The organism is Maridesulfovibrio sp. FT414 (assembly GCF_050916235.1).
Classification (GTDB): Bacteria; Desulfobacterota; Desulfovibrionia; order Desulfovibrionales; family Desulfovibrionaceae; genus Maridesulfovibrio.
The window spans coordinates 3402501-3417058 of the sequence record NZ_CP104854.1 but is presented as its reverse complement, the minus strand read 5'-3'; the positions used below and the strand labels follow the sequence as shown (position 1 = coordinate 3417058).

At 53.2% G+C, this 14558-nt stretch carries 12 protein-coding genes and 2 rRNA genes (1 of these 14 only partly in view); 9 read left to right on the top strand and 5 right to left on the bottom strand.

Annotation, left to right across the window (positions count from 1 at the left end; translation table 11 throughout):
• Positions 1 to 237 precede the first annotated feature (237 nt).
• Both N7E73_RS15195 and plsY read left to right on the top strand, forming a co-directional pair.
• Positions 238 to 2301, top strand: a complete 2064-nt coding sequence (locus N7E73_RS15195) for a ribonuclease catalytic domain-containing protein (protein ID WP_432735750.1) — start codon at positions 238 to 240, stop codon at positions 2299 to 2301.
• 220 nt (positions 2302 to 2521) lie between these two features.
• Positions 2522 to 3106 carry a glycerol-3-phosphate 1-O-acyltransferase PlsY gene (gene plsY / locus N7E73_RS15190; RefSeq protein WP_432735749.1) on the top strand — a complete coding sequence of 195 codons (585 nt, stop codon included), beginning with the start codon at positions 2522 to 2524 and terminating at the stop codon, positions 3104 to 3106.
• 336 nt (positions 3107 to 3442) lie between these two features.
• On the opposite strand, the gene N7E73_RS15185 is transcribed toward plsY, so the two are convergent.
• On the bottom strand, positions 3443 to 3859 hold the full coding sequence (locus N7E73_RS15185; RefSeq protein WP_432735748.1) for a hypothetical protein: 417 nt from the start codon (positions 3857 to 3859) through the stop codon (positions 3443 to 3445).
• A gap of 18 nt (positions 3860 to 3877) precedes the next feature.
• Complete coding sequence (locus N7E73_RS15180) at positions 3878 to 4108, bottom strand: hypothetical protein (RefSeq protein WP_432735747.1); 231 nt, start codon at positions 4106 to 4108, stop codon at positions 3878 to 3880.
• 340 nt (positions 4109 to 4448) lie between these two features.
• On the opposite strand from N7E73_RS15180, the gene N7E73_RS15175 reads away from it, so the two are divergent.
• Together N7E73_RS15175 and N7E73_RS15170 are read left to right on the top strand one after the other, a co-directional pair.
• The gene (locus tag N7E73_RS15175; RefSeq protein WP_432735746.1) at positions 4449 to 6200 is read left to right on the top strand and encodes a YeiH family protein; all 1752 of its coding nucleotides are present in this window, start codon (positions 4449 to 4451) and stop codon (positions 6198 to 6200) included.
• A 72-nt stretch (positions 6201 to 6272) separates the two neighbouring features.
• Positions 6273 to 6527: a hypothetical protein gene (locus N7E73_RS15170; RefSeq protein ID WP_432735745.1), complete on the top strand. Its 255-nt coding sequence runs from the start codon at positions 6273 to 6275 to the stop codon at positions 6525 to 6527.
• 374 nt (positions 6528 to 6901) lie between these two features.
• Here the strand turns inward: N7E73_RS15170 and N7E73_RS15165 are convergent, their stop codons facing one another.
• Positions 6902 to 7246 carry a hypothetical protein gene (locus tag N7E73_RS15165; RefSeq protein ID WP_432735744.1) on the bottom strand — a complete coding sequence of 115 codons (345 nt, stop codon included), beginning with the start codon at positions 7244 to 7246 and terminating at the stop codon, positions 6902 to 6904.
• Between the two features lie 140 nt (positions 7247 to 7386).
• Here N7E73_RS15165 and N7E73_RS15160 point away from each other — a divergent pair, with 140 nt between their 5' ends.
• The 5 genes from N7E73_RS15160 (at position 7387) to queD (ending at position 13656) form a co-directional block, all read left to right on the top strand.
• Positions 7387 to 9801: a c-type heme family protein gene (locus tag N7E73_RS15160; RefSeq protein WP_432735743.1), complete on the top strand. Its 2415-nt coding sequence runs from the start codon at positions 7387 to 7389 to the stop codon at positions 9799 to 9801.
• A 267-nt stretch (positions 9802 to 10068) separates the two neighbouring features.
• Complete coding sequence (locus N7E73_RS15155; RefSeq protein WP_432735742.1) at positions 10069 to 11469, top strand: sigma-54-dependent transcriptional regulator; 1401 nt, start codon at positions 10069 to 10071, stop codon at positions 11467 to 11469.
• A gap of 478 nt (positions 11470 to 11947) precedes the next feature.
• The gene (queC, locus tag N7E73_RS15150; protein ID WP_432735741.1) at positions 11948 to 12652 is read left to right on the top strand and encodes a 7-cyano-7-deazaguanine synthase QueC; all 705 of its coding nucleotides are present in this window, start codon (positions 11948 to 11950) and stop codon (positions 12650 to 12652) included.
• The gene (gene queE, locus N7E73_RS15145) at positions 12652 to 13290 is read left to right on the top strand and encodes a 7-carboxy-7-deazaguanine synthase (protein WP_432735740.1); all 639 of its coding nucleotides are present in this window, start codon (positions 12652 to 12654) and stop codon (positions 13288 to 13290) included. Before queC ends, queE begins: the two co-directional genes overlap by 1 nt.
• Positions 13291 to 13299: 9 nt before the next feature.
• Positions 13300 to 13656, top strand: a complete 357-nt coding sequence (gene queD / locus N7E73_RS15140; RefSeq protein WP_432735739.1) for a 6-carboxytetrahydropterin synthase QueD — start codon at positions 13300 to 13302, stop codon at positions 13654 to 13656.
• A gap of 253 nt (positions 13657 to 13909) precedes the next feature.
• Here queD and rrf read toward each other — a convergent pair.
• Positions 13910 to 14024 (bottom strand): 5S ribosomal RNA (gene rrf, locus N7E73_RS15135).
• Between the two features lie 96 nt (positions 14025 to 14120).
• Positions 14121 to 14558, bottom strand: a 23S ribosomal RNA gene (locus N7E73_RS15130) (it continues 2495 nt past the right edge of the window).

Sequence of the window (14558 nt, the reverse complement as noted above, 5' to 3'; positions counted from 1 at the left end):
ATTAAAAGGTTTTGAAGGGGATGGGGTCCGGTGAAGGCATCACCAAACTCTATTACTATGATTTAATTTTTGCTCAGTTGAGTGCATTTCAATAGTTGGACATTTATGTTACTGATTCCCCGGATGTCGTATACGGCATCCGGTTTTTTTATTATTAGGATTCAGACCAGTCAAAACACCCTCCGCCCGGAGCAGACCTGCGGAGTACGGGAGAGATGTTCTCCCGGAAGGAATTACATGTCCCTATTCAAGGATGGCCGGTACGTAGCGCCCGGCAACATTGTGGAATTCATGCACGGCAACCAGCCGCAGCTTGCTTTCGTCATGGAAGAACAGTCCGGAAAGCTCAAGCTCTACACGATCACCAAGCGTGAAGTTAAAATGCCTGCGGCCCGCGTTCTGCCGTGGGTAGGACCCCAGTATTCCCAAACCGCTACACGGCAGGAAATGCTCGATTTCATGGTCGCCCATCAGGAAAAACGCGGCGAGATACAGGCTGGACTCGACACCATGGACATCTGGGAACTGGCTCAGGGCGAGCTTGAAAAAGCTCCGCTTGAATGGTTCGCCGGGCTGCTCTGGGAAGAGCCGGACCCGGACAGGATTTCCGCCCTTGGCCGGGCCATGATAGCCGCCAAGACGCATTTCAAATTCCAGCACCCTGAATTCATAATCTATACCGAGGAAAAGGTTGAATCGCGCCTGAAAATGCAGGCCGAGGAAAAGGTCTACGAAGAGATCATGAGTACCGGGCAGGAGCTGTTCAAGAACATCTGGACCGCCCGGGAATCCGGCAGCAGGATCACTCCGGACCGTATCCCTGACATGAGTGATGAGACAAAGGAAGGACTGAAAAATTTCCTCAGGGAACGCATTTCCGGCAGGGGTGATGAAAAATCCGGCAAAATGTGGACCGTGCTCAAGAAAGGCCTTCCCGACCATCCGCACCTGCCGCTGCTTCTGGCACAGGGCTGGGGTATTGTGCAGCCCCACCACAACTACCTGCTTGATGAGGCGGACTACACCTTTGATGATTCCTGGGCCGACAATCACTGCGAAGCCGTGGACAGACTTGTTCGCTCCGTGGAGGAAAAGGCGGGAGATCCCTGCCCCCTGCCCATGCGCAGCATAGACTCCGCCACAACCAGGGACATTGACGACGCCTTCAATATCGCCGCACGCGAAGACGGCGGCTATACTCTGACCATCGCCCTTGCCAGACCATGCATGGGCTGGGAATTCGGCAGCCCGCTTGATCAGGCGGTCATGTACCGCGGCACCAGCATCTACCTGCCTGAAGGCACCAGCCATATGCTGCCCGAGGACCTCGGCATCGGGGCTTTCAGTCTATTTGCAGGAGAAGTCAGGCCCGCGTTGATCACCACCTTTGAGCTGGACAGCCTCGGCATGGTCGAATCGGTCAGCCCTCATACAGGATGGGTGAAGATCACCGACAACTCCACTTATCAGGCCGTGGAACAGATGCTTGAGGACGGTTCGGACGATGAAATGGCCCTGGCCTATGAACTTTCCGAAAAACTGCTGGCAAACCGAATAAAAAGCGGTGCAGTGGTTATCCGCCGTCCTGAGCCGGAACTGTCACTTCAAGGATGGCCGCAGAATACCCGCGTGATCATGGAAGAAAAGGAAAAAACAACCCGCGCCGACCAGATCATCAGCGAGTTCATGATCCTTGCAAACTCCGGTCTGGGCCGCTTTGCCGGTGAGAACGGCTTCCCGCTGCTTTATCGCACACAGGACATAGTACTGCCTTCGGACCTGAGCGGCATAATTACGGAGCCGCACGAAATTTACGAACGGGTGCGCCAGATGACACCCCCGCAGATGGATACCCAGCCCAGGAAACACGCCACCCTCGCTGTTTCGGGCTACAGTCCCATCACCTCTCCGCTGCGGCGTTATGCAGATTTCCTGAACATGGCCCAGCTCTGCCACTTCTTAATTGAGGGACATGCCCTGTGGGATGCCGAGGAACTGACCGCCCTTGCTGATTCCCTGCAACAGCGGCTGCAATCGGTCCTCAAGATCCAGCGCTTCAGGCCGCGGTACTGGAAACTGCTCTACCTGCTGCAGAACAAAAAGGCATGGCAGCATTCGGTACTGGTTGATGCAAGCGGGCCACTGGCGACCCTCGCCATGCCGGACATCCAGATAAATGTACGGGTTCCCAAGCCCATGCTCGGAGACAAGCTGTACCCGGGCCAGATGTTCCAGATCCGCTTCAACCGCATTGACCCGCTGACCAATGAGCTCCGGGTCATGGAGGCCATGGAGGAATAGCCGAAAGGTACGGCTGAAATTTCAGGCTGTTATTTTGGCTGAAATTAGCTTATATGTAACTCGGTTTTGAAAGGAGTGACGGCTTGCCCATGCCGCTGACTAATTTCATCCGCAAGAAAAACTACTTACGGACCCAGCCGCGGACGGCGCGATAAAAATACGGGTGCGGGACAGCCGATCCTGCGGGTCCTTGAACGGAAAAGACTAAAGGAGTTAGTGCATGCTCTGGATATTCTGGCTGGTTTTCGCATATTTTCTGGGATCTATCCCCTTCGGCCTCTTCATCGGCAAGATCTGCCACGGAATCGACATTCGCAATGACGGCAGCAAAAGCACCGGAGCCACCAACGTGGCCCGCCTTTGCGGCTTCAAATACGGCGTAGCAGCCCTGATACTGGACCTTGGCAAAGGCTTCGTCCCGGTAATCATGGCCTCCCAGTACAGCCACAACTGGATGTTCCTGTCCCTGGTGGCAGCGGCAGCGGTTCTGGGACATGTTTTCTCCATGTTCCTTGATATGAAGGGCGGCAAGGCTGTCGCAACTTCAGTTGGAGTATTCCTCGCACTGGCCCCGGCCGCGCTGATCTACTCCGTAATCTGCCTCTTCGCCGTGATTTTCCTTTCCGGCTTCGTATCCATGGGTTCGCTGACCTTTGCGATAGTGCTGCCCATCTTCTGCCTTTTCACCGGTAAAGTGGGCATGGTTCCGCTGGCATGCGGCATCACCCTGCTCCTTTTCTGGACGCACCGCGCAAATATTCAGCGCCTCGCCAAGGGAGAGGAAATCTCCTGGAAGAAAAAATAATTCCGCTTAAATAAAGATACGCACAAGCCCCCTGTTTCGAGCGAAGCAGGGGGCTTGTCTTTTGCTGCCGGTGGCAAAAGAGTAAAACAATAGTTTCACCGGCTTCGCGGAAAAAACATGGACCAACAGCGGCGCTCAGCAGGATGGATTCAAACATCAGACCGGAAACTGGCAGCAGGAAATCTTGCAGAACAATCGGTTCAGCCATCTCCAAACACAGTGAAACTGCATAGTCCAAGAATGAGAACTCCACATTCAGGGCGGCACTATTTCAGGACAAGAAAAAACCCGCAGCACGAATGCGGCGGGGTTTGAAATTCATTTTCCCGAAAGAATCTACCGGAGCTTCATCTTCTTGGCTTTCTCATAGGTATCAATAGTGATCATGTTCAGGGTAAGCAAAGCTGAGATAAGATCAAGGTTCTTTTCGGCGGCGTACTTCTCGGCTCTGGAAAACTGGGCGGGATCAACCATATCTGTTTCAATAAGCCAGTCTTTCAATGAAGAGGGCCCTTGGGGAGCTACGCTTTTCTTCTTGCTGCTGTCCTTGAGGTCCTTTTTGAGGTCGTCCAGTTCCCTTCTCAGGTCACGCCGCCTCATTCGCAGTTCATCCTGTTCTTCCAACAGCCGTCTTTCCATATCATTTATGGATTCGTTCTTGGCGTCGAACCCGGAAGAAATGGACTTACAAGCCAGAACAGTACCGACCGCCCCAATTGCTATCAATATCACTACAAAAATCATGAGTGTCATGCTATCCGGTTACCGGCATCAGCCGGAAATATCATCAAGTTCTTCAAAGCGGCTTTTAACGGTGTGAATTTCCTTTTCAATAAGAGAAATTTCCGTCCTGATCATATCCATTGATTTCTTCATATGCGCTTCTTTTAATTCATAAGCCTTCTGCCTTTGGGCAAATTGTGCCTTGCGGGAAGAATATGTCGAAAAAATAATAAACGCGAAAACTACAAATGAAATCAACGTACTGACCAATTCTACCATAACTCCATCCTCTCTGTTACATACCTCGGGCACATTAATTTATACACCAGACTTATTCAAGTAAAATAAACAGCTAGGAAATTGCCTTGTGTTAAATTGATGCAACAAACTTAAGTCTACTTTCAGAATCCCCCTGATTCTCCACGCAACCGCAAACCCCGACTTACACCCGCAAGACAGCAACCGCAAACCTGAGTTTGCATCATCACAAAAACAATTTCATATTATTCAGCAAGTTAAACAAATAACCGTTTTGGTCCACCTTTTGCCTAAAGGAAATCCGCTGGGACACAAACAGGCGCAAGCCTGGTCTTGAGAAATAAATTCGGAGGATTTTCAAATGGCAGAGAATGCGGTTCAGCAGAACAGCGAAGTCGTAGTGGACAAGGCGGCCAGTTCCTGGTCCGACCTGTGGAAAAAGGAAGATTACTGGGCCATCTGGCTGGGATTTCTGATCCTGATCGTCGGCGCGGTGATCTTCTTCAACAACAAACCTGCGGACATGGAAGCCAAGTTCGCAAAGCAGAACGCCATCATGGCGGAAGAGGCTGCTCGCGCACCCTTCAAGACCGTGGCCTGGTACGAAGCCCAGACCGCCAAGGAAAAAATCAAGGCCAAAAACCAGCCCATAGGCAAGGCCATCAGTTCTTTCATGTCCACCCCGCAGAAGTGGACCACCAACCCTCTCGATGCATTCATCCAGAATCAGGAACAGGCCGACGCCAAGAACGCCAAGGCCATGCCCAAATATGAAAAGGCCAAGGCCGCCGCAGCCGACGCCAAGCAGCTCGCTCTTGCAGCACAGCTCAAGGCCGAGCAGGTCAGTTTCAAAGATGCGAAGCTCAACGACGATGCTTCCGCAGCCATTGAATCATGGCTGAAACTGCGTTCCAAGGAATCTTCCGCCAAGAAAAAGATCGGCAACAAACCCTACAACCTGATTCCCTCCCTGCTTGTACTCATGGTCGGATTCGGACTGCTCTTCGCCGTGGGCATGCGTTTCATCGACGGAGATGCCAAGCCGTTCCTTAAAGGTTTCGCACTGGTATTCGCGGTTGCCGTATTCTCCTATCTCATGGCCAACCAGGCGACCATGAAACAGTATGGCATAGGTTATGCCGCATGGGCTATCGCCATCGGTCTCGTAATTTCGAACACCATCGGCACTCCCGAGTGGGCCAAGAAGGCCCTGCAGGTCGAGTTCTTCATCAAGACCGGACTGGTCCTGCTCGGTGCCGAGGTTCTGTTCAACAAGGTTGTCGCCATCGGCATCCCCGGCATCTTCGTAGCCTGGGTAGTCACCCCGGTTGTTCTGATCACCACCTTCATCTTCGGTCAGAAAGTCATCAAGATGCCCTCCAAGACCCTGAACATGGTCATATCCGCCGACATGTCCGTTTGCGGAACTTCCGCAGCCATTGCCGCAGCGGCCGCATGTCGCGCCAAGAAGGAGGAGCTGACCCTCGCAATCGGCCTCTCCCTCGTGTTCACTTCCATCATGATGGTCATCATGCCTGCAGTCATCAAGGCGACCGGCATGCCCTTCATCCTCGGCGGAGCGTGGATGGGCGGTACCATTGACGCTACCGGTGCCGTTGCAGCGGCCGGAGCCTTCCTTTCTGAAAAGGCCCTCTACGTGGCTGCCACCATCAAGATGATCCAGAACGTGCTCATCGGTGTGACCGCCTTCGGTATCGCCATCTACTGGTGCACCAAGGTCGACTGTGTTGAAGGACAGAAAGTGCATGCCATGGAAATCTGGCACCGTTTCCCCAAATTCGTGCTCGGCTTCCTTACCGCGTCCGTTATCTTCTCCATCGTCTACACCTCTCTCGGTTCGGACGCAGGGTTCACCATGGTGGATCAGGGCGTACTGCGCGGCTTCTCCCGCATCTTCCGCGGCTGGTTCTTCTGCCTGTCCTTTGCCGCAATCGGACTGGCAACCAACTTCCGCGAACTCAAGCACTACTTCAAAGGCGGAAAGCCGCTCATCCTCTATGTGTGCGGTCAGTCCTTCAACCTGCTCCTGACCCTGATCATGGCTTACCTCATGTTCTATGTGGTCTTCCCTGACATTACTTCCAAAATCTAACTCCCATTTTGGAACCACACCCCTGAAAGGAGGGAGGCGCAATGCGCTTCCCTCCCCATAAGGAAAAATTAAATGAAAAACAAAAGTTTCAGCTTCAGAATAACTTCCTTCGTCGCCACCTGCGCCGTAATCTGGGCCGCAGTATTTGTAGCAGGACCATGGCTTATCGGCAAAAGCACCCAGTTCCAGACCCTCGCAGACTTCGTTGTCGAATCCGGCATCGAAACGGGCGAATTCTACTACACAGATGTCGAAATAGTCGGACATGCCGACCATAACGCCCGCAGCTCCATGGAATATCTGCCGCATGGCCCCGGACCGCAGTAAGGGGAAGCCTCCGGCGGCTTAAGGGGAAGGGGAGCCCCCCTTTTCCAAAACCAAAAGGTGGTCTCCCCTTCCCCTTAAGAATCCCCATCCCCTCTACCCAAACGCTTTTTAATTGTGGTTCGTGGGGGATATTTATGAATAAACATATAAATTGATTTTTTTAAATGGATAATTCTAAGCAACCATTTATCTGCTACCACGGATTTAATGACTGCCGGTCAAACGTGGGTAAGTAAATTTCCTGAAAAGGATAAATGAGCTGTCTCCAGCGGCGAAGCCTTATTGAAAGGTTTTGGGGAAGGGGGAGTCCAGAGGGGGAAACCCTTTTTGCCAAAAGGGTTTCCCCCTCTGGACTCCGGAGGCAAAAAAAGAACTCAAGACTTAAACATGGAGTCGATCATTTTTCCTGCGTGCACGAGATAATATCCGGTGCGCGGCATGGCTCCTAAGAAATACCCGAGCTGTTCCATCTCGGTTCTGCCGAATCCTAGAACGGAGAAATAAACCTTGAAGCAAAGGACTAGTGCCAGAAAACTTAGCACAGTTATTGGCAGCGTGCTGTTAAGACGGGAAAAGATACTACTGGCCGGTATTTTTTTCTGAAAGAAAAGGATAAACGCCGCTGAGCATTCGAGAAAGCCGTTCCAGCCACGCACAAACAGATCGGCGGTAGCCACCCCTGCCAGAACCGCCACAAAAAACTGGAAAAAAGAATCCATACAGCCTCCTTTCTGAAATAGAACAACAGAAAACACTGCTCCAGTTAACTACACTTTAATCATTTTCGGCGAAAAAGGTCAAGGATTCGCCGCTTGACAACGGTTAATGCGGTTGTACACTCACAATCAGGCGGAACAGCATGAAACTTCCAAGACCATATTCCATACAGAGTAAATTCTTTTTAAGCCTGACACTTACGTCACTTGTAATCGGGGGCGTACTTTTTGCGGGCTTTTCCATGCACATGAGCAAGGTGCTGGAAAACGTAGTGCGCGAGAAAGCTCGCATGGTTTTCGGGCAGGTTGATTCCGTGCAGAACTACGTGCGTGGTGTGCTCCGCCCGCAGATGTACAAGGAACTTCCGGACAAATTCGTCATTCAGGCCATGTCCTCGTCTTTTGTTACCCGCAACATAATGGACCGCGAACAGCAGGCCAGCCCGAGTTTCGTTTACCGCCGCGTCGCACACGGGGCGCGCAATCCGGATTACGAGGCAAAGGGCATCGAGCTGGAGCTGATCAGCCATTTCAGAAAAAATCCCGGTCAGACCTTCTGGGAAGGTTATAAGAATATCGACGGCGAAAGGCATTTTGTAATGGCCCGCCCCGCTGTCTTCAAGGAAAGCTGCCTGCGCTGTCACGGCAGGGTCGAAGATGCCCCGGTGGAGCTTGTGCAGTTGTATGGTAATCGTGGGTTCGGACATGCTGCGGACAGCATCGGCGGCGTGGATTTCGTGGGCCTGCCTGTTACCGCCTCCGTTGCCCGCATTCAGGACACCATAATGACCTATATCGCGGTGTTCGCGCTGGCCGTTCTGCTCTATCTCGGAGCTACCAATATCCTTTTCAAACGGCTGGTCGCCAACAACCTGCGCATCCTTACCACTACCTTTCGCCGCAACTTCAGCGACGAGCAGGGAGTGGCCCTGTTCCGCCAGCTTGAGCAGGGCGACGAAATAGGTGAAATGGTTAGCGGCATCGAAAAGCTCAGCGACTACATGTTTGATGCCCGCCAGCAGTTGCAGGACTACGCCGCCAATCTGGAAAAGATGGTCGAGGAGCGCACCGGAGAGCTGGAGCAGGAAGCGCAGGCCCGTCAGTCCGACGTGGAACTTTTCGTGCAGCTTCTGGCAGGTTCCAGCCGCAGTCAGTCGCGCGGGGAACTGTGGAGAGCCACCCTGCCCCTGATCCATTCAAGATTCGAACTTGAAAGATCCGCCTATGTATGCACCTTTTCCAGCCGCAATTTCTATTCGTTCCCGGAAAGCGCAGAGAAGCCGCCCCTGCCCGAGAACTGGGTGGAACTGCTGACCGAATCCATCCCGCTGGTTCAGCCAGACCGTGCCTACATACCGGTTGAATCATCAACCGGCAGTGCCGAAGGACTGCTCTGCCTGTTCCGCAGAGAGGGCGACTGCTTCAGCGACGAAGACAAGACCGTACTGCGTGCCATCGGCCGCCAGCTCGGCATTGCCGCGGACAGCATTTCCGCGCTGAACAGCATTGTACGCCATAACGCCAACCTGCAGTCCATCTTCGAAGGCATCAGTGATCCGCTGCTGCTGGCGGACGGCAAGGGAAATCCCATCGTGGCCAACGAATCAGCCCGCAGATTAGGAGCGGAACTCTCCGGCGGGGCCATAACGGACGGCGGTGTGCTCGGCCTGCTCTGCTACGGGTCCGAAAAGTCCGAGCCGTGCGGCATTGCAAAATCTCTGCTGCGCAACGAACCTCTTTCGCGGGAAGTTTCCCTGCCCGAGGGCCGTTCATTCGCCATCAACATCTACCCTGTTCAGGATGCCGACAGCACCCGCGAACGCAGGGTCGTCGTTTACGTTCACGAGACCACAGCACAGAAAAAAATACTCGCCCAGATGACTCAGGCCGAAAAAATGGCCACAGTGGGCAAGCTTTCCGCCGGGCTGGCGCACGAGATAAATAATCCGCTCGGAGTGATCCTCTGCTACGCCGAACTGCTCAGGAAAAGCGTTTCCGGGCAGAACGGCGAAGACGTGGAAATCATCCTGAAGCACACCCGGCAGGCTCAGGCGGTCCTCAAGGATCTGCTGAACTTCGCCCGGCCCAAGGTTGCCTCCGCAACAGGTTCGGATCTCGGTAAAATCATCCGGGATGTAGCTGATGTATTCCGCATTCAGGCCGACAAGAAAGGCGCGGAAATCAGGCTCGAACTTAATCCGAAAGTGCCGGATCTGCATGTGGACCCGCAGGCCCTTGAACACATCGTCGCCAACCTGCTGCTGAACGGGATTGATGCCGTGCCCGAGCAGAACGGAAAAATCCTTGTCAGCCTGACTGATGATGGAACGGGACACGCCGAACTCAAATTCATGGACAACGGACCGGGAATTGCCCCCGAAGATCGGCAGTTCATATTTGATCCGTTCTACACCACCAAAGAAGTGAACAAGGGATCAGGGCTAGGACTGGCCGTGGTGTTCGGGTTCATGAGCGACCTGGGAGGGTCCATAGAAGTGGATAATGGATTTGGGAATCTCAACGGGGCCGTGTTTACCCTGAAATTTCCATGCACTTAAGGGATGCCTCCGGCGGCATCGCAAGGACGTTGAATTTGATGCGCAACGCGCTTTTGGCAGGTGATTTCGCCTCCGGCGGCCAAAGGAGCAAGCCCCTTTGGAATCCCCATTAATGATATGGGGCAAAAAAATTCCTGAAAAGGATAAATGAGTGGTCCCCAGCGGCGAAGCCTTATTAAAAGGTTTTGGGGAAGGGGGAGTCCAGAGGGGGAAACCCTTTTTGCAAAAAGGGTTTCCCCCTCTGGCCCGCCGGGAGGCATCAAAACAATGCTTGATAAAAACAAACCGAATATACTTATTGTAGACGATGAAGAAGACTTTGCGCGCGGCATAAAGCGGCTGATAGAAGGCGCTTTTCCCGAAACCGAAGTCCGCACAGCTTTCAGCGGCCCGCAAGCTCTATCGATTCTTGCTGCCGAAGATATTTCCCTGATGGTCAGCGACCTTCAGATGCCGGGCATGAACGGTCTTGAGCTTCTGAAGGCCTCCCTATCGACCTCTGCCGCTCTTTCCGTGGTAATACTCACCGCGCACGGCACGGTGGAAACCGCCGTGGAAGCATTGAAGACCGGGGCATACGACTTTGTAACAAAGCCCATTGAGCCGGAAAACCTGTTCCGGGTCATTAATAAAGGACTTGAACGTAGCAGCCTGCTGGATGAAAACCGCCGCCTGCGCGAACAGCTTGAGCAGCGCAAGGACCGGCTGCTGGGCCAGAGCCCGGTCATGCAGCGACTGAAGCAGTCCATAGCTGCAGTGGCCCGGACAGACTACAATGTGCTGATCATGGGCGAATCAGGCACCGGCAAGGAACTGGTGGCAGGCATGGTCCGCGAACTCAGCGCACGGGCCGATAAACCTTACGTGACGGTCAACTGCACCGCCATCCCGGAGAACCTGCTGGAAAGTGAACTTTTCGGCCATGTCAAGGGAGCTTTCAGCGGTGCGGACAAGGACCGCGAGGGCCTATTCTGCCGTGCGAACGGCGGCACGATCCTGCTGGATGAAATCGGCGACATTCCGATGGAAACGCAGGCCAAACTGCTGCGTGTGCTTCAGGAAGGGGAAATCCGCCCCGTGGGTTCGGACCATTCGCGCACAATCGATGTACGTGTGCTGGCCTCAACGAATCAGGACCTGCCGCGCAGAGTAGCTGAAAAGAGCTTCCGCGAAGACCTCTACCACCGCCTGAATGTACTGCCCCTGAACCTGCCGCCGCTGAAGGACCGTACCGGGGACATCCCCCTGCTGGCCCGCTATTTCCTGCAGAAGGCCTGCATTGAACTCGGACTGCCGGAAAAGGAGCTCGATCCTGCGGTGGTTGGGCATATCAGCGCGCGCCCGTGGACAGGCAACGTGCGCGAACTTCAGAACGCCATGCGTAAACTGGCGGTTTTCAGCACCGGGGAGACAGTAACCATGCTGGCCGTGGATATGGCCGAAGGCAGGCCCGTTGCAGACACCGAAAGCGATTCCGGCGATTTCATAAGCTTCAAGGACGCCAAACAGCAGTTGGTGGACAGCTTCAGCCGAAGCTATATCTGTGATATTCTGAGCCGAACAGGAGGCAACATCACACAGGCAGCGAAAATTTCGGGCCTATCAAGGGTGGCGGTACAGAAGATGCTCGCCCGCTTCAGCCTGAACGCGGAGAATTATAAGGGCTAGCTAAATCAAATACAGTCTGCATTGCGGAATCATTTTTCAAGATTCAATCAGCGCAGTATTGCCCTTTAAGACTGGAGGGCTAAATAAGGCGATATCCCAACCGCAGAAGTGATGCCGAAATCACCTAAAAAAGTTGGCAAATTTGGACAGCCATTTTTTAGGCAATAATTTCTGTAATCTCCAGCAAGGGTGGTCCCCGCACGCGCAGGGATTAATTGATATTCATTAAAATCATTATTACCTGCCGTGTCCGCCCCCCGCCACTACATCACTTCCGTCCTGATTTAACTGTTCCCGGCCCCCATCCCTGACAGTTGCGTCGATGCTGATTCCAAGCTATTACGTGCGAGACAAAATTACTGCGTATCAATGTTTCTGTGCCGTCTTTTTATCGACTTCCTGCCCTGCGCCTGCTTGGCGGCACTCCAAAATCTTCATATACGCCACCCGGTAATTTTCCGGGAAATGGAGAGAATAAATGAACAACTCCGCACTGGTGGTCTTTTCGGGCGGTCAGGATTCGACAACCTGCCTTGCCTGGGCCCTGCAAAGATTCGACAGCGTAGCGACCATCGGTTTTTCCTACGGCCAGCGGCATAACGTGGAAATGGATTGCCGCGAAAACGTCCTTTCGGAAATACGCCGCCTCAGCGAGGACTGGGACCAGCGCCTGAAACATGACCAGGTGCTTGAAATCGGACTCTTCAACGAGATCGGCGGCACCGCCCTTACCGAAGAAGTAGAAATCAGCATGGGCGAGAACGGCCTTCCGACCACATTTGTGCCCGGCCGCAACCTTGTTTTTCTGACCGCAGCAGCGGCTTACGCATACAGGCAGGGAATCCGCCACATCATCATCGGAGTTTGCGAAACCGATTTTTCCGGCTACCCGGACTGCCGCGACGACACCATCAAAGCCATGCAGGTAGCCCTGAATCTGGGCATGGAATCACGCTTCGTGATTCACACCCCGCTCATGTGGATAGACAAGGCCGAAACATGGACCATGGCTGACGTCATCGGAGGCCCGGCATTCGTTGATCTCGTCCGCGAACACACCCACACCTGCTATCTCGGCGACAGGTCCGAGCTGCATGAATGGGGTTACGGTTGCGGAACCTGCCCGGCTTGCGAACTGCGCGCCAGGGGCTGGGAGCAATTCCAGGCAGGGAAGAATAAATAATGTCTTTCAGTGTGGTGGAAATATTCTATACCCTGCAGGGGGAAGGCTTCCATGCCGGAAGGGCGGCGGTCTTCTGCCGTTTTTCAGGATGCAACCTGTGGACAGGCCGCGAGCAGGATCGAGAGAGCTCGGCATGCCGATTCTGCGACACGGATTTCGTTAATATTGCGGAATCTGGCGGAAAGTTTCCAGATGCTTCGGAACTTGTTTCCCAGATCATGGAGACATTTTCCGACTACAAACATGCGCGCTATGTGCCGTACGTAGTATTCACCGGGGGTGAACCCGCACTGCAGCTGACTACGGAACTTATCGGGATGCTGAAAGAGCGCGGAGCCGAGGTCGGCGTGGAAACCAACGGAACCCTGCCCCTGCCCGCTGGTTTGGACTGGATATCCGTAAGCCCTAAAGCAGGTACTGATCTGGCGGTAAAGTCGGGCAATGAGCTGAAACTGGTCTGGCCGCAGGAAAATGTATTTCTTGCAGATTTTCAGGATCTGGACTTCGATCACTTCTACCTTCAGCCCAAGGACGGCCCGGACCGTTCCGCCGCAACGATTTCAGCAGTAGAGACCTGCCGTAAAAACCCGGTCTGGAAACTGAGTTTGCAGACCCATAAATATATTGGAATTCCATAGGAGCAAACCATGGAGATATACGTTTCATTGAGCTTTGACGCAGCCCACCGTTTGCCGAATGTTCCGGCAGGACACAAGTGCGGAAATCTGCACGGGCATACATTTGTCGCGGAAATATATGTTTCAGGAGAGATAGGAGAAGCTTCAGGCTGGGTGATAGATTTCGGAGACATCAAGGCCGTTGCCAAGCCGATTTTGGAGCAGTTGGATCACAACTATCTCAATGACATAGAAGGCCTTGAGAACCCCACCAGCGAAAACATCGCCAAATGGCTCTGGGTACGGCTGATAAATGAGCTTCCGGGGTTGTCTAAAATTATCATCAAGGAAAGTCCTACTTCAGCTTCCATTTATACCGGCGACTAGTAGAGATTGTTCTTAGTCTGAAGGATTACATGAAAAGAAGAAATCCCCGCGCTCCCAAAAGAGAACGGGGATTTTTTTTAGCCGGAAAAACTTCCAATCCACACAGCTCTATTCAGCCCCAATCCCCCAAAAAACAAAAGCCCGCACAACTCCATGAATTGTACGGGCTTTTAAAATTCGGTCGGGAAAACAAAAACGGGGCAAACGAAAAAGGCCCTTGAATGGACAAGGGCCTTTTCTGGAAACAAAAAAGTCCTTGCGACGACCTACTTTCCCACCAGCTACCTGGCAGTATCATCGGCGATGGAGAGCTTAACTTCCGAGTTCGGAATGGGGTCGGGTGTGACCTCTCCTCAATGGTCGCAAGGACAAATATGTTGGTTGGGGTTTCCAACCGAAATATATGTCAGATAGGGGGTCCTTATAACCTTAACCGGTGGGGTTAAAGTTATAGGGAAGAGAAGAAAGATAAGTCGCACGATTTATTAGTACCGGTCAGCTGAATGTGTCACCACACTTACACCTCCGGCCTATCAACCAGGTGGTCTACCTGGAATCTTCAGATGCTGATGCATAGGGAGAACTAATCTCAAGGCAGGCTTCCCGCTTAGATGCTTTCAGCGGTTATCCCTTCCGAACATAGCTACCCTGCTATGCCGCTGGCGCGACAACAGGAACACCAGAGGTTCGTCCACCCCGGTCCTCTCGTACTAGGGGCAGACCCTTTTCAATTCTCCTACGCCCACGGTAGATAGGGACCAAACTGTCTCACGACGTTTTAAACCCAGCTCGCGTACCACTTTAATCGGCGAACAGCCGAACCCTTGGGACCTGCTTCAGCCCCAGGATGTGATGAGCCGACATCGAGGTGCCAAACCGCATCGTCGATGTGAACTCTTGGA